Raw genomic sequence first — 22,122 nt, forward strand, 5'->3', positions numbered from 1 at the left:
GGACGCTCGAAAGTGGCGAGGCTTGCGATTTCGTTCTTGCTCTCTCGAGCCTGACTTGCCAAGGGCGGGTGTGCCGCCGATTTTGGCCTTGCCAAGCTCAAGCCTTTCTATTCTTGGCCCTTGCCAAGGGCCAATTATATGCAAGAACTTCGCCAAGTTGGGGCGCACGTCTATCATTCAAAGAGCGCTCAGTACAGGGCGCCGAGGGACCAGCATGGCCAAGCAAATCAGGCTCAACGCATTTGCGATGAATTGCGTCGCGCATCAATCGCCCGGGCTGTGGACCCATCCGCGCGACCGCACCGCCGAATATAACCGCCTGCCCTACTGGATCGATCTCGCCAAGACGCTGGAACGCGGCCGTTTCGACGGCCTGTTCCTGGCCGACGTGCTCGGCGTCTATGACGTCTATGGCAACAGCCCTGACGCAGCCTTACGCAATGCAGCACAAACGCCGTCGAACGAGCCGCTGCTGCTGCTCTCGGCGATGGCGGCGGTAACGAAAAATCTCGGCTTCGGCGTCACCAGCAATCTCTCCTTCGAGCCGCCCTACCCGTTCGCGCGACGGATGTCGACGCTCGACCATCTCACCGAGGGACGGATCGGCTGGAACGTCGTCACCGGCTATCTCGACAGCGCCGCGCGCGGCGCCGGCAAGGACAAGCAGACCGGACATGACGACCGCTACGACATCGCCGACGAATATATGGAGGTGGTCTACAAGCTCTGGGAGGGAAGCTGGGAGGACGACGCCGTGTTGCGCGATCGCAAACGCGGCATCTTCACCGATCCCTCAAAGGTTCATCGCATCAATCATGAGAGCGCGAACTACCGCGTCAACAACACCATTCATCTGAGCGAGCCGTCGCCGCAACGCACGCCCGTGCTTTATCAAGCAGGCACCTCGCCGCGCGGCCGGCAATTCGCGGCAAAACACGCCGAATGCGTATTCATGTCGGGACCGTCAGCCAAGATCATCGCGCCGCGCGTCGCCGCGATCCGCGAGGAAGCCGCCAAGCTCGGCCGCAACCCGGCCAAGATCCTGATGTTCAGCATGATGACCATCATCCGCGGCAACACCGAGGCTGAAGCCGCGGCGAAATATGCCGACTACCGCTCGCATATCAATCCGGAAGGCGCGCTCGCCCTGATGTCGGGCTGGACCGGCATCGACTTCTCCGGCTACGAGCTCGACCAACAGGTCCGTCACGTCCAGAACGATGCCGGCCGCAGCGCGCTCGACAACGTCACCCGCGGCGACCCCGACCGCGTCTGGACCGTGCGCGATGTCATCGAGCACGTCGGCATCGGCGGTGCCGGCCCGGTCGTGGTCGGCACGCCCGAGAGCGTCGCCGACAAGATCGAGGACTGGTTCGAGAAGACCGACGTCGACGGTCTCAACGTTGCGTTTGCGATCTCGCCCGGCGATTTCGAGGATATCAGCGATATGCTGGTGCCGGAGCTGACCAGGCGCGGGCGGTACAAGAAGGACTACGCCAGGGGGACGCTGCGGGAAAAGCTGTTCGGCGACGGCCGGGCGCGGTTAGCCCCGCCGCATCCGGCGGCGGGGTATCGGGTGGGGAGGAAGGGGTAGTTGCGCCCTCCTCGTCATTGCGAGCGAAGCGAAGCAATCCAGTGTATCCGCAAAAGCAGTCTGGATTGCTTCGTCGCAAGGGCTCCTCGCAATGACGGGTGGAGGGAGCCCATCCTACACCTTCCCGTCCACCATCACCTCGATCAGCTTCGTCCCCGGCCGGCTAAACGCCGAAGTGAGCGTCCCCTTCAGCTCGCGCGGATCGCTGACCTTGATCGCCTCGCAGCCGAGCGCCTTCGCGACGCCCGCAAAATCAACCGGCGGATCGACGAAATCCATGCCGACATAATTGTCGTCGCCATGAAAAGCTAGCAGGCGCTGCTTGATGATGCGGTAGCCGCCATTGTTGGCGATGACGACGTTGAGCGGCAGCTTGTGATGCGCGGCGGTCCACAGCGCCTGGATCGAATACATCGCGCTGCCGTCGCCGGAGAAGCACAACACCGGGCGATCCGGATTGGCGATGCTGGCGCCGACCGAGGCCGGCAGGCCCCAGCCGATGCCGCCGGAGGCAAGGCCATGATAGCCATAGCGATCGCGGTGTGGACGCAAGTTGGTGATCTGGCGGCTCGAGGTGAGGCCTTCGTCGACGAGGATGGCATTCTCAGGCATCGCCTCGACCATCTGCAGTACGAGATAGTCAGGATCGATGGGGTTGCGGCCCGCGCTCTTGCCGATCTGCTCGACCAGTGCGGCACGCCGCGCTGTCCAGTTCTTCGGCGCAAGCTCGGCCAGGCGCTGTTTCCCGCGGCTCTCCAGCGACGCTCCGCCCATCTCCTTCAGCACCGGGATCAGAGCGCGCAGCGTTTCCTTCACATCCGCCTTCAGCGCGATCTCGGCGCCGTAGTTCTTGGCGATCTCCCAGTCGACGAGACCGATCTGCACGATGCCGAGGCCATCAGGCAGCGCGTCGACTTCGCTATAGACCGACATGCGCAGGGGATCGCCGCCGAGCGCGATCAAGAGATCATAAGGCGCGAGCGTATCGCGCGCGACCTTCTGCACGCGGGCCAGCGTGCCGACGAAACCGGGACTCTCCGAGAGGAAGTGCGCGCCATAGGGCGTCGAGGATTGATAGGCGGCGGCGCCGAGCAACTCGGCGAGTTCGGCGGCTTCCTTCAGCGCATCGCTCTTCACCACCTCGTCCATGGTGACGATGACAGGGCGCTCGGCCTTCAGCAGCCGTGCGGCAAATGCTCTGAGCGCGTCATCCGACGGCTTCACCCGCGTGTCGATGCGGGTGGAGCGGCCGAGATCGATGCCGGCTTCGCTGTTGAGGATGTCACCGGGCAGCGAAATGAACACCGGCCCGGTCGGCGGCGTCATCGCGACCTTGGCGGCGCGGCGCACGATGCGCGGCAGGTCCTCCAGCCGCGTCACCTCCACCGCCCATTTCACCAGCGGCTCGGCCATGCGCACCAGCGGCCCGTAAAGCACCGGCTCCATCAGGCCATGGCCCTGCTCCTGCTGGCCCGCGGTCAAGATCATCGGCGTGCCCGTGAACCGGGCGTTGTAGAGCGAGCCCATGGCGTTGCCGAGGCCCGGCGCGACATGGACGTTGCAGGCGACGAGCCTGCCGGAGGCGCGGCTGTAGCCGTCGGCGATCGCCACCACCAGGCTCTCCTGCATCGCCATCACATAGGTCAGGTCGGGATGGTCCTTGAGCGCATGCATGATCGGCAGCTCGGTGGTACCAGGGTTGCCGAACAGATGCGTGATGCCCTCGTCCTTGAGCAGCGCGAGAAAGGCGGAACGGCCGGTGATCTTGTTCTTCATGTTTCCTCCAGAAGCGGACGTTGCCGCAAGGACGGAAGACATGATGGCCGAACTTTCGGGGCGTGCGCAAGGAAGCGCGGTCATGGCTGCGTTGCGCGTGAGCAGCGAACTGCGCTCTAGTGTCCCGGACGCAATGCGGCACTTCGCGCCGCACTGCGTCCGGGGCACGAGAGCGGGGCGTTACATCTCCTCGCGCCCGAGTTCGAATGGATCCTCGCCGCTAGCGCGCTTCTTCTTTTTCGAGCGCTGCCAGACCACGCCCGGAAAGCCCTTCAGCGGCACCAGCGGCTCGCCGGTATAGGCCCATTCCTGCAGCTCCTCGATCGCGATGTGATAGAGCGGCTGGCGCCCGGTGCGCTCTTTGAAGAGGGCGCGGGGAATGTTGACCATGTGCGGGCCGCGCGGGCGCTCATAAGTGATCGGCGTACCGCAATGCGAGCAGAAGCTGCGCGCGGTCTTGGTCGCCTTGTCCTCGTAGCGGGTCAGCGTGGTCTCGCCCGACGTGATGCGAAAACGCTTCTTCCAGCTGCCAACATAGGTCGCGTAAGCAGCGCCATGGGCGCGACGGCTGGCGGCGGAATGATCGTGCCAGGCCCAGCGCGCGGGGACGTCGATCTCGAAGGTGACCTTGCCGCAGAGGCATTGGCCCGTGGCGGTTCCTGCGGCGGCTGCGGCTTTGGCCATGGTAGGTCTCTCCGTCGTCATTGCGAGCGCAGCGAAGCAATCCAGAATCTTTCCGCGGAGGCAGTCTGGATTGCTTCGCTGCGCTCGCAATGACGGAATTTGTGGATGCGGTCGCGCAACAAATCAAGTCTGTCATTCCGGGGCGATGCGAAGCATCGAGCCCGGAATCCATTCCACCTCAAGGTATGCGGCCTGATGGATTCCGGGCTCGCGACTTCGTCGCGCCCCGGAATGACGAGGAGAGTGTCTACGCCGGCGTCAGCTCGTCGTAAGCAGGGTAGTCCGTATATCCCTTCTCCTCGCCGCCATAGAAGGTCGCGCGGTTGTACGGCGTGATCGGGTAGTCGTGCTCGAGACGCCGCGGCAGATCCGGGTTGGAGATGAAGATGCGGCCGAAGGCGATGATGTCGGCGTGGCCTTCGGCGATTGCGGCATTTGCCGTCTCGCCGGTGAAGCCGCCGGCGGTCATCAGCACGCCGCTGTAGTGCGGGCGGAACAGCACCATGGCGGAGGGCACGTTCTCCCAATGAACGTCGGCGCGGCCGGCGCCGCTGGAGCGCGGTTCGATCAGATGCAGATAGGCGAGGCCGAGCTTGTCGAGCGCCTGCACCACATGGGTGTAGAGCGGCATCGGATCCGGCTCGGCGGAATCATTGGCGATGCCATGCGGCGACAGCCGCACGCCGACGCGGCTCGCGCCCCAGACGTCGATCGCGGCCTCGGTGACCTCGAGCAGCAGGCGCGTGCGGTTTTCGACCGACCCGCCATATTGGTCGGTACGCTGATTGCTGCGTGACTGCAGGAACTGCTCGAGCAGATAGCCATTGGCGCCGTGGATCTCGACACCATCGAAGCCGGCAGCGAGCGCGTTCTTCGCGGCCTGCCTGAAGGCCTCGACGATGCCTTTGACCTCGTCTGTTTCCAGCGCGCGCGGCGTCTCGTAATCGGCGATCTTGCCGTCGGCCGTCATCGCCCTCATGCCCTCGGCCCTGATCGGGATCGCCGAGGCCGAGACCGGAAGCTCACCGCCGTGAAAGGAAGAATGCGAGACGCGGCCGACATGCCAGAGCTGGAGGAAAATGATGCCGCCCTTCGCGTGCACGGCATCGACCACTTTGCGCCAGCCGGCTACTTGCGCCTCCGTATAGATGCCCGGCGTTGCCGGATTGCCGCGGCCCTGCGAGAGCACCGGCGAGGCTTCGGCGATGATCAGTCCGCCCTTCGTCGCGCGCTGGCCGTAATATTCGGCATTGAGCGGCCGCGGGACGAAACTGTCGCGCTCGGCACGCATGCGCGTCAGCGGCGCCATCGCGACGCGATGCGCAAGCTTGTACGGACCGACCTGCAACGGTCTAAACAACGCCGGAAACTTCATGGGGACCCCGAATAGCTATGGAAGGATGCAGATCATATAGCGAGGGCCGGCCACCGGAGAAGGCGCCGCCCCTCATAAAAGCAGACATTCCCTCGCGCGGAACGTGAGAGAACACGCTTACGCCGTCTTGATCCAGACGGCCTTCACGTTGAGATATTCCTCGACGTGCTGCTTGCCGGATTCGCGGCCGTAGCCGCTCATCTTGTAGCCGCCGAACGGCACGGCCGGATCCATCGCCTGGTAGCAATTCACCCACACCGAGCCGGCCCGCAGGCGCTTGGCGACCGCATGCGCCTTGGTGACGTCACGCGTCCACAGGCCGGAGCCGAGACCAAAGGTGGTGTTGTTGGCACGCTTGACCAGCTCGTCCATGTCCTTGAATGCGATCGCGGAGATGACCGGGCCAAAAATCTCCTCCTGTGCGATGCGCATGTTGTCCTGGACGCCCGCGAACACCGTCGGCGAAACGAAGAAGCCTTTTGACAACGCGCCTTCGGTGACGCGGCCACCGCCGGCGAGCGCTCGCGCGCCTTCCTTCTGGCCGATGTCGAGATAACCGGTGACGCGCTCGAGCTGCTGCTCGGAGACCAGCGGGCCGATCTGCACGTTGGGATCGAGGCCGTTGCCGACTTGCAGCCTCTTGCCGAACTCGGCGACCCGGCCGACGAACTCTTCGTAGATCGCCTGCTCGACGAACAGACGGGTGCCGGCGCTGCAGATCTGGCCGGAATTGGCGAACACCGCCATTGCCGCTCCCGGTACGGCGGCATCGAGATCGGCATCGGCGAACACGATATCGGGCGACTTGCCGCCGAGCTCGAGCGAGACGCGCTTGAGGTTGCCGGCCGACGCACGAATGATCGACTGTCCCGTGATATGCGAGCCGGTGAAGGCGACCTTGTCGACGTCATGGTGCGAGGCCAGCGCGGCGCCTGCGGTCTCGCCATAGCCGGGCACGACGTTGACGACGCCGGGCGGAATGCCGGCTTCCATCGCGAGCTCGGCGATGCGCAGCGAGGTCAACGGCGCTTCTTCCGCCGGCTTCAGCACCACGGTGCAGCCGGTCGCGATCGCCGGGCCGATCTTCCAGATCGTTGCGGTGAGCGGACCATTCCAGGGAATAATGGCGCCGACGACGCCGACAGGCTCCTTCAGCGTGTAGGAGAAGATCTCGCCGGGCAGCGAGTTCTCGATGGTCTCGCCGTGAATCGCCGTGGTCTGGCCGGCGTAATAGCGCAGCATGCCGACGGCGCGCAGGCGATAGGCGCGGGTGCGGCTGAGCGGTGCGCCCATGTCGAGCGTATCGAGCTGCGACAATTCGTCGAAATTCTTCTCGACGAGGTCGGCGAGCTTCAAGAGCAGGTTCTGGCGTTCGAACGGCTTGACTTTGCTCCAGGGGCCCTCGAAGGCGCGGCGGGCGGCCGCGACCGCACGGTCGATGTCCTCCTTGTCGCCTTCGGCAACGGTTGCGAGCAGTTCGCCGGTGGCGGGGTTATGGGTCTCGAAGCGCTTGCCGGAAGCGGCATCCACCCACTTCCCGTCGATCAGCATTTGCTTGTAGGACCCGTTGGCGAACGGATGGCGCGTGATCGGAATAGCCTGCGACACAGCCATGTCTGCACTCCCTGGGTTTATGATTTTGATGGGCTCGATCTGGCCGGGATCGTTAGGTCAGGCAGAATACAGCGAGGCCTGAAAGGCGTAAAGTCGGCGGGGAGCGAAGCCCTGCCATGCCGACTTGTGCAGGGTCGCGCGATGCCATGCTATAGCTCGATCAAGAGCAGATCCCGGAGAACAGCCATGCCGCATCCTGTCATCGCCAAGGGCAATGTTGCCGTGATCACCGGCGGCGCGTCAGGCATCGGTCTCGCCGCAGCTACGGCGTTCGCACGCGCCGGGATGAAGGTGTGCATCGCCGATGTCGATGAGGCGAGGCTGGCGGAAGCCGCAACAAGACTGTCGTCGATCGCAGGTGCGGCGAACGTGATGACATCAGTGACCGACGCCAGCCGGACCGAGAGCGTGACGGAACTGGAACGCGCCGTGGGCGCGCATTTTGGCGGCACGGACCTCTTGATGAACAATGCCGGCATCCAGCCGGGCAGCACAATGTTCGGCGAGCCGGACCATTGGCAGCACATCATCGGCGTCAACATGTGGGGCATCATCAACGGCGCGCGCATCTTCGCGCCGAACATGATCGCGCGCGGCAAGGCAGGCCTGATCATCAACACCGGCTCCAAGCAGGGCATCACGACCCCGCCCGGCGATCCCGCCTACAACGTCTCCAAGGCCGGCGTGAAGGCGTTTACCGAGGCGCTCCAGCACGAGCTGCGCAACACCAGGGATTGCCACATCACCGCGCATCTCTTGATCCCCGGCTTTGTGTTCACCGCCCTAACCGCCAAGGGCCGCACTGAAAAGCCTGATAGCGCCTGGACGCCGGAGCAGACGGTGGATTTCATGCTGGCACGGCTTGAGGCCGGCGATTTCTACATCCTCTGCCCTGACAACGACGTGCCGCGCGCGCTCGACGAGAAGCGCATGCTGTGGGCCGCCGGCGACATCGTCGAGAACCGCCCGCCGCTGTCGCGCTGGCATCCGGACTACGCCGATGCGTTCGCAAGGTTCGTGAAGGGGGAGTAGGCGAGAAACCTACAGCGTCTCTTGCTTGTGCCCGCAATTCTTGCAGGCGAACTTGACGCGGCTCTGGCCTTTTTCCGCCTGGACCCGGTTTGGCGCGCCGCATTTGCCGCAGACCGCCTCGATGCGGGTGGTGCCCTGCTTCACGACGATGGTCTTCTTTTCCATCGATTCGCGGATCAGGCGCTCGGCCTCTTCACGCAGGGATTGTTTCGACAAAGCTGGTCTCCGCCTCTGGAAGCGCGAGAGCCATATCGTAATTGCGTTGGAATCACAATCGGCAAGCTGAAACATTGCGACCGACGAAGTCATTCCGGGGCGATGCACGGCTAGGGTTCGTAATTGCGCACACGAGATCTCGAGATTCCGGGTTCATTCGCTTCGCGAATGCCCCGGAATGACGGAGGGGGGTCAGACCTCGACAATCACATAGCTATCTTCGACATGGACCGGAAATGTCTCAGCGACATACGGCCCCTTCTGCAATTCGTCGCCGCGTTCCACCGCGACCGGATAGGACCGGATCCTGAAACGCTTCGGGTCGAACCAGGACTGGCCGTTGCGCATGTCGAACTCCCAGCCGTGCCAGGGACAGCGCAGCATCTCGCCAACGCGCGAGCGCTCATAGACGCCGGGCTCGGGCGAGGTCAGCCGCGCCACACAGGCCGCTTTCTCCAGCGGCGCGCCTTCGTGCGGGCAGCGGTTGAGCAGCGCGAAGAACTCCCCGTTGACATGGAACACGACGATATCGCGGCCGGCGACGTCGACGACCTTGTTGCCGCCGGGCGGGATCTCTGAAGTCGACGCGACGATGTGACGGGCCATACCAATCTCAGAACTTGTAGACCGCACGTGCATTGGTGCTGAAGATCTTCTTCCGTTCGGCCTCGGTCAGCGGCGTCTTGAAGGCGAAGCGCGGATCATCGAAGTCCCAGTGCGGATAGTCCGACGAGAACAGCAGCCGGTCGATGCCGACCCATTCGATCAGCGCGCGCAGATGCCGCGCCTCGTCGGGCTCGTCGATCGGCTGGGTCGTGAACCAGAAGTTTTCACGCACATATTCCGACGGCTTGCGCTTGAGATGCGGCACCTCGCTGCGGAACCGCTCGAAATGCTGGTCCATCCGCCAGACCGCCGACGGAATCCAGCCGAAACCGCCCTCGATGAACACGATCTTCAGTTTCGGGAAGCGCTCCGGCACGCCTTCGATGACGAGGCTGGCCAGCTGCGCCGCGATGGTGTGCGCGTTGGACTGGTGTTCCTCGACATAATAAGATGGCCAACCACCGCCGGTCGGCGCGTGGCCGCCATAGCCGCCGACATGGATGCCGAGCGGCAGGTCGAGCGCCTGGGCGCGCTCGTAGATCGGCCAGTAGCGGCGGCGCCCAAGCGGTTCGTTGGCGCGCGGCGAGACGTTGATCTGGATGTATTCGCCCGTTTTGGCGCAGCGCTCGATCTCGGTGATCGCCAGATCCACCCCGTCCTGCCCGACCAGGATCGAGGCCTTCAGGCGCGGATCGCGATGCGACCAGAACGCCAGTTGCCAATCATTGATGGCGCGCTGAATTGCGGCGCCGAATTCGAGATTCTGCTGCGAGAAGATGAAGAGATCGAGCACCTGCAGGATGCCGAACTCGACATCAAGCGGATCGAGATGCTGCTTCTGCATGAAGGCGAGATCGGAGCCGGGCGGCCCGCCGGTCGGCGGCCAGGCATCACGCCGCGCGATCAGCGGCGAGGAGCGCGGATAGGGCGTGGTGAAGAGATAGGGGGTGCGCAGATGGCTGCCATATTCCTTCAGATGCTGCTGCCAGCGCTTTGGCAGGAACTCGTTGAGATCATCGTGCGAATGCAGGCTCGGATGCACGTCGCAATCGACGATGCGCAGCCTCGAAGCAGCGGGCTTCTCGTCGTCGCGCAGCGGGCGGTCGATGACTTCACTCATGCGAACCTCCTGAACTAGTTAACCAGCGACAGCCGCGGAAACGTCTCCAGCGGATTGTCGACGCACATTTTTGCAATGATGCTCTTTGGCAGATGCGGCGGGATCGGATCGTCGCCGTCGAACTGCCAATGCGGATAATCGGACGCGAACAGGAACATTTTTTCCGAGCCGATCTGGTCGATGATCGCCTCGACGCTTCTGGCATCACCCGGTGCATCGAACGGCTGCATGGTGACGCGGAAATTGTCGCGGATGATCGCGGCCGGCTCGCGCTCGACCCAGGGCACCTCGACGCGCACGCCGCGCCAGGTCTTGTTGGCACGCCACATGAAGGCCGGCAACCAGCTCACGCCTGATTCCATCAGCACGACCTTGAGACCAGGGTATTTGCCGAACACGCCCTCATAGATCAGGCTCAAGATTTGCGCCTGAAACGCCTGCGCCTCGACGAAGTAATATTCGTAGCGGTGCGAGGGCCAGCCGGCCGAGCTCGGTGCCTGGCGATATTGCGTGCCGGCGTGAATCGCGAGCGGCAACTTGTACTTCTCGGCGAGCTGGTAGACCGGCCAGAAATGCCGCCGGCCCAGCAAAGTCTCGCCCTGCGCCAGCACCAGGATGGACACGAACCTGTTGTCGCCGGCGCGGCGTTCGATTTCCTCGATCGCGAGATCCGGCGCCTGCATCGGCACCACAATCGACGCGCGCAGGCGCGGGTCGCGCGACAGCCATTCGGCGGCGATCCAATCGTTGATGGCCTTGCAGAAGTCGGCAGCCATATACGCATCGAACACCGCCTGGGCGCCGTAGAGCACGTTGAGGATGGCGTGGCTGGCGCCGAGCTGGTCGAAGGCGCCCTTCTGCACCATGGCGAGGTCGGAACCCGGCCTCATGCCATTGGCCGGCCGCCAGTCGGCACGGCCCGACAGCGGCATGCTGGGCGGATAAGAAGTCAGATCGAGGCCGTCGATGGCGCGGCTGACCACCTGCTCTTTCCAGTGATCGCTGAGATAGGGCAGCAGCGTCGTGCGCGTGCCACCAACCGCCGGATGGATGTCGCAGTCGATCCGCGTCACCGCCATGGATGCTTCCTCGGGCCTTCTTTGTTGGCGGCGTTCTCTGCACCGCCAGCGCAGAGTGCTCCGGCCGATGCCACGGCGCAAGGCCGCAGACCTGTGCGATCCGTCATGGCTCGGTTGCATTTCGCAGGCGCGATATGCGGATCAAACGCGCGGTGGATGCGCCGGCATCCACCGCGTCAGATTGCAAGCCGCTTCCAGGCGTTCGGCTCACGCGGCTTTGGAGACCTCCATCAGCAGCCGCTCGGCCTTGGCGTCCTCGATGCGGTTCACGAGGCGGCTGCTCTCGTGGTTGTCACGCACGGTCTTGGTCAAGGTGACGCAGGTCTGGATCAGCATCACGACGCCCATGGAGAGATAGCCCTTCATCCAGAGATCGATCGGCAGGAAGAAGACGCCGAGGGCGACGAGGAAGGCGGAGGCTGCGAAGGACACGTAAGTGAAGGTCACCCAGGCACCACTGTGGGGTTGGCCGTTCTGGTTCATGGTCGTCTCCTGTTGGTTCCGATGATGAGTGGGCTCGAGATCAGGCAGTCGGTGTGCGCTTGGACTTCAACCGCGCCAGCACGTCGTCCGCGGTTGTCTTGAGCCGGGGGCCAAAGCCCTGCTCGGCGAGTCTCTCGGCGGTGGCGAGCGGGCCGCTGGCCGCATCGAGCTCGACCAGCGCATCGTCGGCGGCCTGAGCCTCGATCTGCCGCTCGCGCAGACGTCGCAAGGTGCTCTCGGCCTCGGGCAGCGTAGACTCGTAAGGGCGCGCTGCCTCGATGCCGCTGCGACGGAGCGAGCGCACCGCCTCCGATGCGCGGGCGACACGGCGGCCGCGCTCGAGCTCGGTGATGCGGGCCTGCGCGCTCGCGACATGGCGCTTCAACCGGGCAATCTCGGTTGCGAACAGCGCCCTCGCCGTCAGCGCCGCGTCACGGTCAGCCTCGAGGCCCGCGATGGCTTCGGCGGCTTCCTTGGCCAGATCCTCGCGGCCACCATCGAGCGCCGCCACAGCGCGGGTCTCGAGGTCGGCGATTCGGGCGACAGTGGCTTCGAGCTTGCGGCCTTCCTGCTGATCCTGTGCGATCGCCAGCGCCAGCGTCCGCTTGCTGCGCTCGACGGCCGCAGCCGCATCGCGCATCTGCTGGTCCAGGATCAGCAGGGCGGTGCGGTCCTCCAGCTCCTCGCCGGCGGCGGCCACGCTGCCGCGGAAAAGTGTGACGACGGTCTTGAACATTGCTTGCTCCCTGTTATGAGCATTGCTCATAGCAGCCTTGTAGCACATCTTGAGCGTCGCTCAAGATAAATTTGAGCGGCGCTCACGGAATTAATGGCGAATGACTAAAGCCTTGGAGCGACGAGAGAAACTTCGAGCCGACCTGATCCTGGCGGCGGAGCGGATGATCGCGACCCGCGGATTGGCGGGCCTCAAAACCCGCGATCTTGCCAGCGAGATCGGCTGCGCCAACGGGGCGGTCTACAATCTCGTCGCCGACGTGGACGAGCTGATCCTGCGGGTCGGCTCGCGCACACTGCATCGACTGGACGACGCGCTCAGCGCCGCGGAAGGTGCCGGCGAGCCCGCGCCGCAGGAGAGGCTGGTCCGCATCGCGATTGCCTATTGCGATTTCGCTGCGGAAAATCTCCAGCTCTGGCGCGCGCTGTTCGAGCATCGCATGGCGGCCGACAAGATCGTCCCGGACTGGTCCGTTGACGACCAGATGCGGCTGTTCAGGCATATCTATGTGCCGCTCGCCGCGCTGTTTCCCCGTCGCAGCCCGGAGGAGCTCGGCATCACCGCGCGCAGCCTGTTCTCGGCGGTCCACGGCATGGTGGCGCTCGGACTGGAGCAGAAGCTGGTCGCCGTGCCGCTACCGGCGCTGCGCAAGGAAATCGACGGCCTCGTGCGCGCGATGATTGACGGATTGATCGCGCGGGCAGCGTAGCGATAGCGAGGCCAAGGGCAGAAATCCAAGGACGGCGGTTGACTAAAATTTCGCCTGTCACATCATGCCCGCTGTGCTTAGTTTTGCCGCGTTTCGTCCTCCCCTCTCCTTTCGGAGTTTCCCATGTCCCTCCTCATCCGCGGCGGCACCGTCGTCAATCATGATCATTCGCGCCGTGCGGACGTGCTGATCGAGGGCGAGAGCATCGTCGCGATCGGCGCATCGATCGCAGCGCCCACGGGCGCGGAGATCCTCGACGCCAGCGGCGCCTATATCATTCCGGGCGGCATCGATCCGCACACCCATTTGGAAATGCCGTTCATGGGCACCGTCACCGCCGACGATTTCGAATCCGGCACGAAAGCGGCGCTGACCGGCGGCACCACCATGGTGGTGGATTTCTGCCTGCCTGATCCCGGCCAGTCGATGCTCGCCGCCTATCAGGAATGGCGTCACAAATCCGAGAAGGCGGCGAGCGATTACGGCTTCCACATGGCGGTGACGTCGTGGTCGAAACAGATCTATGACGAGATGGAAACCGTGGTCAAAACCTACGGCATCAACACTTTCAAGCATTTCATGGCCTACAAAGGCGCGCTGATGGTGAACGACGACGAGCTCTACAACTCGTTCGCGCGCTGCGCCCATCTCGGCGCCATGCCGGTCGTGCACGCCGAAAACGGCGATGTGGTCGCGCTGATGCAGGAAGCCTTGATCGCGCGCGGCGTCACGGGTCCGGAAGGGCACGCCTATTCACGGCCGCCGGAGGTCGAGGGCGAAGCCACCAACCGCGCCATCATGATCGCCGACATGACGGGCACGCCGGTCTATATCGTGCACACCAGCTGTCGCGAGGCCCATGAGGCGATCGCCCGCGCGCGGGCTGCCGGCAAGCGCGTCTATGGCGAGCCGCTGATCCAGCATCTCTTGCTCGATGAGCGTGAATATCAGAACAAAAATTGGGATCATTCCGCGCAGCGCGTGATGTCGCCGCCGTTCCGCGACAAGTCGCACCAGGACAGTCTGTGGGCGGGCTTGCAGTCCGGCTCGCTGCAAGTGGTCGCGACCGACCATTGCGCCTTCACGACGGAGCAGAAGCGGTTCGGCCTCGGTGACTTCAGAAAGATCCCGAACGGCACCGGCGGCCTCGAAGATCGCCTGGCGCTGCTCTGGACCGCCGGCGTGGCCACGGGCCGTCTGACCAAGGAAGAGTTCGCCGCGGTCACCTCGGCGAACATCGCCCGCATCCTCAATATCTATCCGCGCAAGGGCGCGGTCGCCGTCGGCTCGGATGCGGACATCGTGGTGTGGGATCCGAAGGCGACGAAAACCATCAGCGCGAAGCGGCAGATGAGCCGGATCGACTACAACGTGTTCGAAGGCTTTGCCTGCACCGGCGGTGCGGCCGCGACACTTTCGCGCGGTCGCATCGTTTGGAAGGATGGCGATCTGCGTGCCGAGGCCGGCGATGGCCATTATGTCGAACGGCCGGCGTTCTCGCCGGTGCACGTCGCGAACTCGACCTGGAAGGAGCTGACCGCCCCGCGCGGCGTCGAGCGCGGAGCGGTCACGCCGTAGCAGCACCGCTCGCGCAACATGCGACGTCACGAAGCGCATCCGGTGGCATGCGCCTTGCCTCTTTGACGAGCAATCGCTCTGAAGGAGGCATCAATGAGCCCATCGTCTTTCGATCTGACTCGCCGCAACGTCGTGCTTGGTGGCCTCGGCCTCGCAGGACTGACGATCGCCCCGTCGCTCGTCTGGGCGCAGGGGCGCAGCGAGACGCTGCTGGTGGTGCAGGAGCTTGGGCCGAACTCGCTGGACATGCAGGGCGTCGGCTCGAACCAGACGGTGAACGGCCTGTCCTGGAATTGCTATGACCGCCTGCTGACCTATGCGTCGAAGATGCTGCCCGACGGCACATTATCTTACGACCGCGAAAAGCTCGCGCCGGAGCTCGCCGAGAGCTGGGAGGTTGCCGCCGACGGCATGTCCTGCACTTTCAAGCTGCGCAAGGACGCCAAATTCCACGACGGCACGCCGGTCACGGCCAAAGACGTCAAATGGTCATTCGACCGTGCGGTGAAGGTCGGCGGTTTCCCGACCTTCCAGATGTCGGCGGGCTCGCTCGAAAAGCCGGAGCAGTTCGTGGTGGTCGACGATCACACCTTCCGCATCGACTATGTCCGCAAGGACAAGATGCTGCTGTTCAACGTCGCCGTCGTCGTGCCTTTCATCATCAATTCCGAGCTGGCGAAGAAGAACGCGACGGCGGAAGACCCGTGGGCGCTGGCGTGGCTGAAGAACAACGAGGCCGGCGGCGGGGCCTACAAGATCGAGAGCTGGAAGCCGGGCAGCGAGACCGTGCTGGCGCGCTTCGACGACTGGAAGAGCGGGCCGCTGCCGAAGGTCAAGCGCGTCATCGCGCGCGACGTCCCCTCTGCCGGGACCCGCCGCGCCATGCTGGAACGGGGCGATGCCGATATTTCGAGCGGCTTTGCGCCGCGCGATTTCGAGCAGATCATCAGGGAGGGCAAGGTCAAGGTTTCGGGCGTGCCGATCCCGAACGCACTCTGGTACGTCGCACTGAATACGGCCAAGCCGCCGTTCGACAATGCCAAGCTGCGTCAGGCCATCGCTTGGGCGATGCCTTATGAGCAGATCCAGAGCAGTGCCTTCTTCGGCCGCGCCGTTCCCATGTATGGCGGCGCGGCAGACGTCTCAAAGCCGGTCTGGCCGCAACCGTCGCCCTACGTTACCGATCTCGACAAGGCCAAGGCGCTCATGAAGGAGGCCGGTTTCGAGTCCGGCCTGGAGACGTCGCTGTCGTTGGACACGGGCACGGCCACCGTCGGCGAGCCGACCGCGATCCTGATCCAGGAGAGCCTCGCCAAGATCGGCATCAAGACCTCAATCGAAAAGATCCCCGGCGCGAACTGGCGCACGACGCTGAACAAGAAAGAACTGCCGCTCGCGCTCAACCGCTTCAGCGGCTGGCTCGACTATCCCGAATATTACTTCTACTGGAATTTTCACGGCAACAATTCGATCTTCAACATCTCCTCCTACCAGAACAAGGAGATGGACGCGCTGATCGACAAGGCGCGCTTCACCACTGACGCCGCTGAGTACGACAGGTGCGTGAGGGATTTCATAGCGCTCTGCATGCGCGACGTTCCCGTCATTCCGCTTAACCAGCCGATCCACGACGTCGCCATGCAGAAAAACGTCAGCGGCTACGAATTCTGGTTTCACCGCGAGCCGGACTATCGTCAGTTCGCAAAGGGTTAGTTCTTTTCGACAACGCGGACGGCGCCTGAAGCCGCCCGCGCCTGCGCGATCGGAAGCCCCCGTTCCAGCCGCGCCGCGCTTGCGCGCAGCATGGCCGCATCGAGCTTGCCCTGCCGCGATCCGTCGAGCGCACAGCCGAAGATCCGGTAGAATTGCGCGCCGTCATAGGCGACCAGCAGCAGGTCGACGCCGGCGTTGATGGCCTCGACCACGGCTTTGCAGACGTCGTGCTGATAGATCGCACCCATCACGAGGTCATCGGTCATGACCAGGCCCTGGTATTTCCAAGTGCTGCGGATAATGCCGTCGACGACGCGTTTCGAATGCGAGGCGGGGCGATCAGGATCGACAGCAGTCAGTGTGATATGGCCGACCATCAGCGCACTGTGCGACTGCGACAGCACTTCGCGGAACGGCAGCCAGTCGGTCGCTTCCAGCTCCCTGACCGGCGTATCGAGCTTGGCGTTGAAATGGTGTGTGTCGGTGCGCACACGGCCGATGCCGGGGAAATGTTTGAGCGTGGCGCCCACGCCGGACTCTTCGAGCCCGCGAACGTAGGCAGTAGCGATCGTGCTGACGACGGCGGGATCTGTAGCAATCGCCCGCTGGCCAATCAGCGTATGAAAGTCGAGGCGGTTGCGCCGCTGCGGCGGCTTCAGATCCAGTACGGGCGCGAGGTTGAGATTGACGCCAAGGCTGACGAGCTCGCGGCCATGGATGCGGCCGAACTCTTCCGCCCTGGCCTGCTGGTCTTCTGGAGCAAGCCCGGAGAGCGTCGCCAGGGCCGGCACCTTGGTCAGCGGCGGCGCGAGATGGCCGACGATGCCGCCCTCCTGGTCCGTGGCGACGATCAGGGGCGACAGGCCGGCAGCACGCCTGACATCCTGGAGCGCCGCGATCTCGGCACGCAACGCATCGACCGATCGGCCACGGATGTTGTGCCGGGTGACGTAGACGCCGCCGATCAAGCCCTGTTCGGCAAGGCGCAAGACCTCTGGAAAAGAGGAATAGCCGACCATGAAGTGCGGCCCGAGCTGACGTGCCTCGGCCACGTCAGCGCTGAGCACGTCGTGCTTGCGCAGCTCGAAGCTGAAATGCGCCGCCGCCATCAGCATCGGCGGCAGGCACCAGAGCATGACGAGCAACCTGCCGGAGAGGCTGTGCCAGCGCCCGCGGCGAAGGAGCAGGACGGCGATCGCGATACTCGCGATGATGAGCGCGATGTTCCCACCACCACGCAGCGGGATCAGATAGGGATCGTTCTTGTTCGCGGCCGCGACCGCGACGACAGGCGCGGCACACCATAGCAAGATCAGGCCGGTACGACGGAGGAATTGCATGATGCGTTACGTCCGAGGAATGGCGGATGATCCGCACCTATCAAAGCGATTTGCGCTGCGCGAGAGGCAAAAGCGCGCCTGCACGAAATCTGCAAAAGACTCCTGAAACGGTGCAGACGTTGATCCCGCCTTCTGCACATCTGCCGTGCAGATTCGTGATGCCACCCATCACGAAAGGTGTTCTGGACATGACGAGCCTGGCTTCGACGATCGCGGCGGACATCCAGCCGATCAGGCAATCCGCAATTCCAGCCGAGCTTGGCTGCGCGCTGGCGCTGGCTGCTCTCGCCGACTGGCTGTTCTATGGCCATCGGATCGGGCTGTCGCTGACGCTGTTTGCGGTCGCGACGGTCTGCATGTCGATGCTGTTCAATTATGCCACGCTTGATCGGCGTCGCGCCATGGTCGGGGCCGTCATTCTCGTTGCGGGCCTGATACCGGCGATCGAGGAGCTCAACGCGCTGTCCTTCCTGATTCTCGTGGCGGCGCTCGCCATTGCCCTGCTGTTTGCGACCAGCCCGGAAACGAGCGGGCTCGCCGATCGTGCGCGTGCATTGCGCAACTTCTTTCTGTTCGGCCCCTTCAGGGTCTTCCTCGAAGCACTTCAGGTCTTCAACATGTCCGCATTCACCCGTGGCATCGCACTCTGGCTGCTGCCGGCGACGCTCGGCACCGTCTTTGTCGCCCTGTTCGCGGCGGCCAATCCGGTGATCGAGCAATGGCTGTCCCTGCTCAACCCGAAAATCATCCTCGATCATGTCAGCCCCCCACGCGTGCTGTTCTGGACCATGATGCTGGCGCTGGTCTGGCCGTTCATCCATGTGCGCTGGCGGCGCAGGAAGCTTGTCGTCACAGACGTCGCCGAGGCTCCCGTGCCACCGCCACTGCCGCCCGTCGTCTCGATCGAATTCCTCGGCCCCTCCACCATCCTGCGCTCGCTGATCCTGTTCAATCTGCTGTTCGCGGCGCAGTCCGTTCTCGATGGCCTCTATCTCTGGGGGCATGTGGCGTTGCCCGCCAACATGACTTATGCGGCCTACGCCCATCGCGGCGCCTATCCGCTGATCGCAACCGCGCTGCTCGCCGCCGCCTTCGTGCTGGTCGCAATGCGTCCGGGCGGGCCGGCAGAGAAATCCACCGTGATCCGCCCGCTGGTCTATCTCTGGGTGGCGCAGAACGTGCTGCTGGTCGCCTCGTCCATCCTCCGCCTCGATCTCTACGTGGACATCTACATGCTGACCTATTGGCGCATCGCGGCCTTCATCTGGATGGGACTGGTGGCGCTGGGGCTCATCCTGATCGTCGCACGCATCGCGCTCGACAGGTCGAACCGCTGGCTTGTCGGCGCCAACCTGATCGCGTTAACGATGGTGCTGTATAGTGCTTCTCTGGTGAACTTCGATGCATTCATTGCCGACTACAATCTGAAACACAGCAGTGAAATGGGAGGGAACGGCGTGAAGATCGATGCCAACTACCTCCTCACATTGGGCCCGCAGGCGCTGCCTGCAATCGACAAGGTCATCGCGCTGCGCGGCGGCGATTACTGTCTTGCGGGACGTCGGGATCGACTTGTAGAAGGTCAACGGCAGGACCTGACCTGGCGGGCCTGGGGCTTTCGGAGCTGGCGGCTGCAACGCAGGCTCGATGCGCAAGCCAAGAGCCCGCCGAGCAATCAGCCGGCAGGGTGAGCGGAGAGAGACTTGGCGCATCGCATTCTCATCGTCGACGACGAGGGCCACATCCGCGAGGTCATCCGCGTTGCGCTGAAGAAAGCCGGCATGGACGTGGTCGAGGCCCGCGACGGCAAGGAGGCGCTTCTCCGCTATGCCGCCGACAAGCCCGATCTGATCGTGCTCGACATCGGCATGCCCGAGTTCGACGGGCTCGACGTCTGCCGCGAGATCCGCAAAGTCTCCGACGTGCCCATCCTGTTCCTGTCGGCGCGCGACGAGGAGATCGACCGCATCCTCGGCCTCGAGATCGGCGGCGACGACTACGTCACAAAGCCCTTCAGCCCGCGCGAGCTGGTAGCGCGGGTCAATGTCATCCTGCGCCGGCTCGGCCCGCGCAATGGCGAGCCCAAGGCTGGTCCCGCCGCGCTGTCGCAGGGCGGCTTGCTGATCGATCCCGAGCAGCATGTGGCGACCTTCGCTGGTACGCCGCTGAAGCTGACTGCAATCGAGTTCGGCATCTTGCGAGCATTCCTGACCCGGCCGACGTCGGTGTTCAACCGCGAGCAGCTGATGCGGGCGGCCTACCAGCTCAACATCCAGGTCTCCGACCGCACCATCGACAGTCACATCCGCAACATCCGCGCCAAACTCGCGGCGCTGGCTTGCGACAACGTGATCGAGACCATTCACGGCGTCGGCTTCAAGCTCGGCCGCTGCGAGAAAGAGGCATGAGCGCTCCGCCTGACAAATGGCGGCCATCGCTCGGACTCGTGATCTTCGCGGTGCTCGCGACCGTCGCCGTGCTGCCGCTGGTCGGCCTGTTCTTCTTCCGCCTCTACGACAACCAGCTGATCCGCCAGACCCAGGCCGAGCTGATCGCGCAGAGCCGCGTGCTGGCGACGATCTATGCGCAGGAGGTCACGGCACGGCTCGACAGCGGATTGATGCTCGGCGCCGAGGTGGCGCCGAACGTGCTGCCCGATCCCGGCGATCAGTTCACGCCGATCCGGCCCGCGCTCGATCTCACCGCCAATGATCTGCTGCGACGGCGGCCGGACGCGATGCCCGCATCCCGGCCGGCGCAGCAGGCTTACGTCGAGATCGGCGCCAAGCTGACGCCGATCATCCGCGAGACCCAGAAGGTGACGCTGGCGGGGTTTCGCATCCTGGATCCGCAAGGCGTGGTGATCGCGGGGCGGCAGGAGGTCGGACAGTCGCTTGCGCATATCGAGGAGGTCGCGGACGCGCTGCACGGGCAGTACCGCGCGACGTTGCGCAACCGCGTGCCCGACAAGCCGCCGCCACCGATCTATTCCTTCAGCCGCGGGCTTGGCGTGCACGTATTCTCGGCCATGCCCGTCATCGTCAACAACCGCGTGGCCGGGGTGATCTACACCACGCGGACGCCGAGCAATATCTTCGACCATCTCTACCAGGAGCGCGCAAAGTTCGTGCTGGCGGGGCTGGCCGTGATCCTCGGCACGATCGCGATCGGCCTGGTATTCTCGCGCACCATCACGCTGCCGATGCGCGAGTTGATCGACCGCGCCGCCAGAATCGGCCGCGGCGACCGCGAGGCGTTCCAGCCGCTCCGGCACTACGGCACGCGCGAGTTCGCGCAGCTCTCGCACAGCTTTCTCGGCATGGCCGAGCAGCTCGCAAGGCGCTCCGACTATATCGCGACATTCTCGGCCCATCTCACCCATGAGCTGAAATCGCCGCTGACCTCGATCAAGGGCGCGGCCGAGCTGTTGCAGGATTCGTTTCAGGGCAAGCCCGATGGCCTGACGCCGTCAGAGCAGCGGACCTTCGTCGCCAACATCCTCTCCGACACAAAGCGGCTGGAGGCGATGGCGCAGCGGCTACGGGAGCTGGCGCGTGCCGAGAGCCTGCCGCAGAACGAGCGCACCGAGCTTGCGCCCGTCATCGCCGACCTCAGGAGCCGGTTTCCGGAAAGCGTCATCAAGGCCAGCGGCAGCCTCGACCGGACGATCGGCATGTCCGGCGAGAAGGCGCTGATCGTGCTGTCGCACCTCGCCGACAACGCGGTGCGGCACAAGGCAGGGACGATCAGGCTGGAGGCTGTGGACGAGCGGACGACGCTCAAGCTGACAGTCAGCAATGACGGTGAGCCGATCTCGGCGCCAAACCGCGACAGGATCTTTGACGCGTTCTTCACGACCCGCCGCGATCAGGGCGGGACCGGCATGGGCCTTGCGATTGCGCGCGCGGTGATGGCGAGCCATGGCGGCTCGATCAGGCTCAAGCCCGCCGACGACGGCGTCGCCTTCGAGCTTCAATTCCCTGCTGCCTAGATCGCAAACACCCAGGCGGCGACGATGGTGCCGATGGTGACGAGACCTGCGATGGTCCAGCCAGCGGCGTATTCCAGCTCAGGATGACCAGTCGCCCGCATGATCTCTGCCGGATCGGCGGTATGCTTATCTGCCATGACTGCCTCGCACGTGTTTTCCCGTGTCATGGATAAGTCGCACCAGCCGCGATTAGGTTCCATCACGGACGCGCGAATGGCAAAAAAGTCGAAAACAACCCCATGCACAGTAGAACGAACTCGCGCGCTCCATCCGCCGGCGTGCATCCCGCGCCCGCGCACGCGCGACGATTGCGATGAGCAACTACGTCAGATCGATTGGCTCATTGCCGAGGCGTGCCTTCCGACAGGCTGACGCGATTGTGAGACGCGCACGGCACGATCGGCTTTGCCGCATCAGCATCCCGCTGCTAGGATGCAATGCGTCGTTTTACTATTTTAGGTTTGATCCGTTTCCGT

At 64.1% G+C, this 22,122-nt stretch carries 20 protein-coding genes; 8 read left to right on the forward strand and 12 right to left on the reverse strand.

Going from position 1 to position 22,122, the window contains the following annotated elements; genetic code table 11:
- The first annotated feature begins 214 nt into the window (after window positions 1–214).
- Window positions 215–1,594 carry an LLM class flavin-dependent oxidoreductase gene (locus XH80_RS24505; RefSeq protein WP_271600759.1) on the forward strand — a complete coding sequence of 460 codons (1,380 nt, stop codon included), beginning with the start codon at window positions 215–217 and terminating at the stop codon, window positions 1,592–1,594.
- A 114-nt stretch (window positions 1,595–1,708) separates the two neighbouring features.
- Here XH80_RS24505 and XH80_RS24510 read toward each other — a convergent pair whose 3' ends face one another.
- The 4 genes from XH80_RS24510 to XH80_RS24525 form a co-directional block, all read right to left on the reverse strand.
- Window positions 1,709–3,370, reverse strand: coding sequence for a thiamine pyrophosphate-binding protein (locus XH80_RS24510; protein WP_271600760.1), 1,662 nt, complete (start codon window positions 3,368–3,370; stop codon window positions 1,709–1,711).
- Between the two features lie 180 nt (window positions 3,371–3,550).
- Complete coding sequence (locus XH80_RS24515) at window positions 3,551–4,054, reverse strand: GFA family protein (RefSeq protein WP_271600761.1); 504 nt, start codon at window positions 4,052–4,054, stop codon at window positions 3,551–3,553.
- Window positions 4,055–4,301: 247 nt separating this feature from the next.
- On the reverse strand, window positions 4,302–5,429 hold the full coding sequence (locus tag XH80_RS24520) for an alkene reductase (protein WP_271600762.1): 1,128 nt from the start codon (window positions 5,427–5,429) through the stop codon (window positions 4,302–4,304).
- Window positions 5,430–5,546: 117 nt separating this feature from the next.
- Complete coding sequence (locus XH80_RS24525; protein WP_057752604.1) at window positions 5,547–7,043, reverse strand: aldehyde dehydrogenase family protein; 1,497 nt, start codon at window positions 7,041–7,043, stop codon at window positions 5,547–5,549.
- Between the two features lie 186 nt (window positions 7,044–7,229).
- Between XH80_RS24525 and XH80_RS24530 the strand changes: the two genes are divergently transcribed.
- Window positions 7,230–8,075 carry an SDR family NAD(P)-dependent oxidoreductase gene (locus XH80_RS24530; RefSeq protein WP_271600763.1) on the forward strand — a complete coding sequence of 282 codons (846 nt, stop codon included), beginning with the start codon at window positions 7,230–7,232 and terminating at the stop codon, window positions 8,073–8,075.
- Window positions 8,076–8,084: 9 nt separating this feature from the next.
- Here XH80_RS24530 and XH80_RS24535 read toward each other — a convergent pair whose 3' ends face one another.
- The 6 genes from XH80_RS24535 to XH80_RS24560 form a co-directional block, all read right to left on the reverse strand.
- Window positions 8,085–8,291 carry a hypothetical protein gene (locus XH80_RS24535; protein ID WP_027562959.1) on the reverse strand — a complete coding sequence of 69 codons (207 nt, stop codon included), beginning with the start codon at window positions 8,289–8,291 and terminating at the stop codon, window positions 8,085–8,087.
- Between the two features lie 192 nt (window positions 8,292–8,483).
- On the reverse strand, window positions 8,484–8,897 hold the full coding sequence (locus tag XH80_RS24540) for a Rieske (2Fe-2S) protein (RefSeq protein WP_271600764.1): 414 nt from the start codon (window positions 8,895–8,897) through the stop codon (window positions 8,484–8,486).
- Between the two features lie 7 nt (window positions 8,898–8,904).
- Complete coding sequence (locus XH80_RS24545; RefSeq protein ID WP_271600765.1) at window positions 8,905–10,017, reverse strand: amidohydrolase family protein; 1,113 nt, start codon at window positions 10,015–10,017, stop codon at window positions 8,905–8,907.
- A 14-nt stretch (window positions 10,018–10,031) separates the two neighbouring features.
- Window positions 10,032–11,096 (reverse strand): amidohydrolase family protein, encoded by a 1,065-nt coding sequence (locus tag XH80_RS24550; RefSeq protein WP_271600766.1) that lies wholly within the window; start codon window positions 11,094–11,096, stop codon window positions 10,032–10,034.
- Between the two features lie 207 nt (window positions 11,097–11,303).
- Window positions 11,304–11,579: a YiaA/YiaB family inner membrane protein gene (locus XH80_RS24555; protein ID WP_271600767.1), complete on the reverse strand. Its 276-nt coding sequence runs from the start codon at window positions 11,577–11,579 to the stop codon at window positions 11,304–11,306.
- A gap of 40 nt (window positions 11,580–11,619) precedes the next feature.
- Window positions 11,620–12,315 (reverse strand): PspA/IM30 family protein, encoded by a 696-nt coding sequence (locus XH80_RS24560; protein ID WP_271600768.1) that lies wholly within the window; start codon window positions 12,313–12,315, stop codon window positions 11,620–11,622.
- Between the two features lie 100 nt (window positions 12,316–12,415).
- Between XH80_RS24560 and XH80_RS24565 the strand changes: the two genes are divergently transcribed.
- The 3 genes from XH80_RS24565 (at window position 12,416) to XH80_RS24575 (ending at window position 16,315) form a co-directional block, all read left to right on the forward strand.
- Entirely contained in the window at window positions 12,416–13,024 is a 609-nt protein-coding gene (locus XH80_RS24565; RefSeq protein ID WP_271600769.1) for a TetR/AcrR family transcriptional regulator, read from the forward strand.
- 123 nt (window positions 13,025–13,147) lie between these two features.
- Window positions 13,148–14,602 carry a dihydropyrimidinase gene (gene hydA, locus XH80_RS24570; RefSeq protein ID WP_271600770.1) on the forward strand — a complete coding sequence of 485 codons (1,455 nt, stop codon included), beginning with the start codon at window positions 13,148–13,150 and terminating at the stop codon, window positions 14,600–14,602.
- Between the two features lie 93 nt (window positions 14,603–14,695).
- A complete protein-coding gene (locus XH80_RS24575) occupies window positions 14,696–16,315 on the forward strand; it encodes an ABC transporter substrate-binding protein (RefSeq protein ID WP_271600771.1) in 1,620 nt (539 codons plus the stop codon).
- Here the strand turns inward: XH80_RS24575 and XH80_RS24580 are convergent.
- A complete protein-coding gene (locus XH80_RS24580; RefSeq protein WP_271600772.1) occupies window positions 16,312–17,655 on the reverse strand; it encodes a glycoside hydrolase family 3 N-terminal domain-containing protein in 1,344 nt (447 codons plus the stop codon). The two genes, XH80_RS24575 and XH80_RS24580, sit on opposite strands and share 4 nt — an antisense overlap.
- A 188-nt stretch (window positions 17,656–17,843) precedes the next feature.
- Here XH80_RS24580 and XH80_RS24585 point away from each other — a divergent pair, with 188 nt between their 5' ends.
- Genes XH80_RS24585 through XH80_RS24595 form a run of 3 tightly spaced genes read left to right on the forward strand, consistent with a single transcriptional unit; the run spans window position 17,844 to window position 21,646 of the window.
- Window positions 17,844–19,346: a DUF4153 domain-containing protein gene (locus tag XH80_RS24585; protein ID WP_271600773.1), complete on the forward strand. Its 1,503-nt coding sequence runs from the start codon at window positions 17,844–17,846 to the stop codon at window positions 19,344–19,346.
- Window positions 19,347–19,358: 12 nt separating this feature from the next.
- The gene (locus tag XH80_RS24590; RefSeq protein WP_271600774.1) at window positions 19,359–20,063 is read left to right on the forward strand and encodes a response regulator; all 705 of its coding nucleotides are present in this window, start codon (window positions 19,359–19,361) and stop codon (window positions 20,061–20,063) included.
- Complete coding sequence (locus XH80_RS24595; RefSeq protein ID WP_271600775.1) at window positions 20,060–21,646, forward strand: ATP-binding protein; 1,587 nt, start codon at window positions 20,060–20,062, stop codon at window positions 21,644–21,646. The genes XH80_RS24590 and XH80_RS24595 overlap by 4 nt, the downstream gene beginning before the upstream one ends.
- On the opposite strand, the gene XH80_RS24600 is transcribed toward XH80_RS24595, so the two are convergent.
- On the reverse strand, window positions 21,643–21,783 hold the full coding sequence (locus XH80_RS24600; protein WP_167353997.1) for a hypothetical protein: 141 nt from the start codon (window positions 21,781–21,783) through the stop codon (window positions 21,643–21,645). The two genes, XH80_RS24595 and XH80_RS24600, sit on opposite strands and share 4 nt — an antisense overlap.
- Window positions 21,784–22,122: the final 339 nt, after the last annotated feature.

This window comes from Bradyrhizobium sp. CCBAU 45384, from assembly GCF_028128665.1.
GTDB classification, from domain to species: domain Bacteria; phylum Pseudomonadota; class Alphaproteobacteria; order Rhizobiales; family Xanthobacteraceae; genus Bradyrhizobium; species Bradyrhizobium manausense.

Coding starts and splice junctions, on each gene's coding strand:
- XH80_RS24595 (WP_271600775.1), top strand. CDS start 20,060: ATGAGCGCTCCGCCTGACAAATGGCGGCCATCGCTCGGACTCGTGATC.
- XH80_RS24565 (WP_271600769.1), top strand. CDS start 12,416: ATGACTAAAGCCTTGGAGCGACGAGAGAAACTTCGAGCCGACCTGATC.
- XH80_RS24540 (WP_271600764.1), bottom strand. CDS start 8,897: ATGGCCCGTCACATCGTCGCGTCGACTTCAGAGATCCCGCCCGGCGGC.
- XH80_RS24555 (WP_271600767.1), bottom strand. CDS start 11,579: ATGAACCAGAACGGCCAACCCCACAGTGGTGCCTGGGTGACCTTCACT.
- XH80_RS24510 (WP_271600760.1), bottom strand. CDS start 3,370: ATGAAGAACAAGATCACCGGCCGTTCCGCCTTTCTCGCGCTGCTCAAG.
- XH80_RS24550 (WP_271600766.1), bottom strand. CDS start 11,096: ATGGCGGTGACGCGGATCGACTGCGACATCCATCCGGCGGTTGGTGGC.
- XH80_RS24505 (WP_271600759.1), top strand. CDS start 215: ATGGCCAAGCAAATCAGGCTCAACGCATTTGCGATGAATTGCGTCGCG.
- XH80_RS24600 (WP_167353997.1), bottom strand. CDS start 21,783: ATGGCAGATAAGCATACCGCCGATCCGGCAGAGATCATGCGGGCGACT.
- XH80_RS24525 (WP_057752604.1), bottom strand. CDS start 7,043: ATGGCTGTGTCGCAGGCTATTCCGATCACGCGCCATCCGTTCGCCAAC.
- XH80_RS24530 (WP_271600763.1), top strand. CDS start 7,230: ATGCCGCATCCTGTCATCGCCAAGGGCAATGTTGCCGTGATCACCGGC.
- XH80_RS24580 (WP_271600772.1), bottom strand. CDS start 17,655: ATGCAATTCCTCCGTCGTACCGGCCTGATCTTGCTATGGTGTGCCGCG.
- XH80_RS24575 (WP_271600771.1), top strand. CDS start 14,696: ATGAGCCCATCGTCTTTCGATCTGACTCGCCGCAACGTCGTGCTTGGT.
- hydA (WP_271600770.1), top strand. CDS start 13,148: ATGTCCCTCCTCATCCGCGGCGGCACCGTCGTCAATCATGATCATTCG.
- XH80_RS24585 (WP_271600773.1), top strand. CDS start 17,844: ATGACGAGCCTGGCTTCGACGATCGCGGCGGACATCCAGCCGATCAGG.
- XH80_RS24560 (WP_271600768.1), bottom strand. CDS start 12,315: ATGTTCAAGACCGTCGTCACACTTTTCCGCGGCAGCGTGGCCGCCGCC.
- XH80_RS24520 (WP_271600762.1), bottom strand. CDS start 5,429: ATGAAGTTTCCGGCGTTGTTTAGACCGTTGCAGGTCGGTCCGTACAAG.
- XH80_RS24545 (WP_271600765.1), bottom strand. CDS start 10,017: ATGAGTGAAGTCATCGACCGCCCGCTGCGCGACGACGAGAAGCCCGCT.
- XH80_RS24515 (WP_271600761.1), bottom strand. CDS start 4,054: ATGGCCAAAGCCGCAGCCGCCGCAGGAACCGCCACGGGCCAATGCCTC.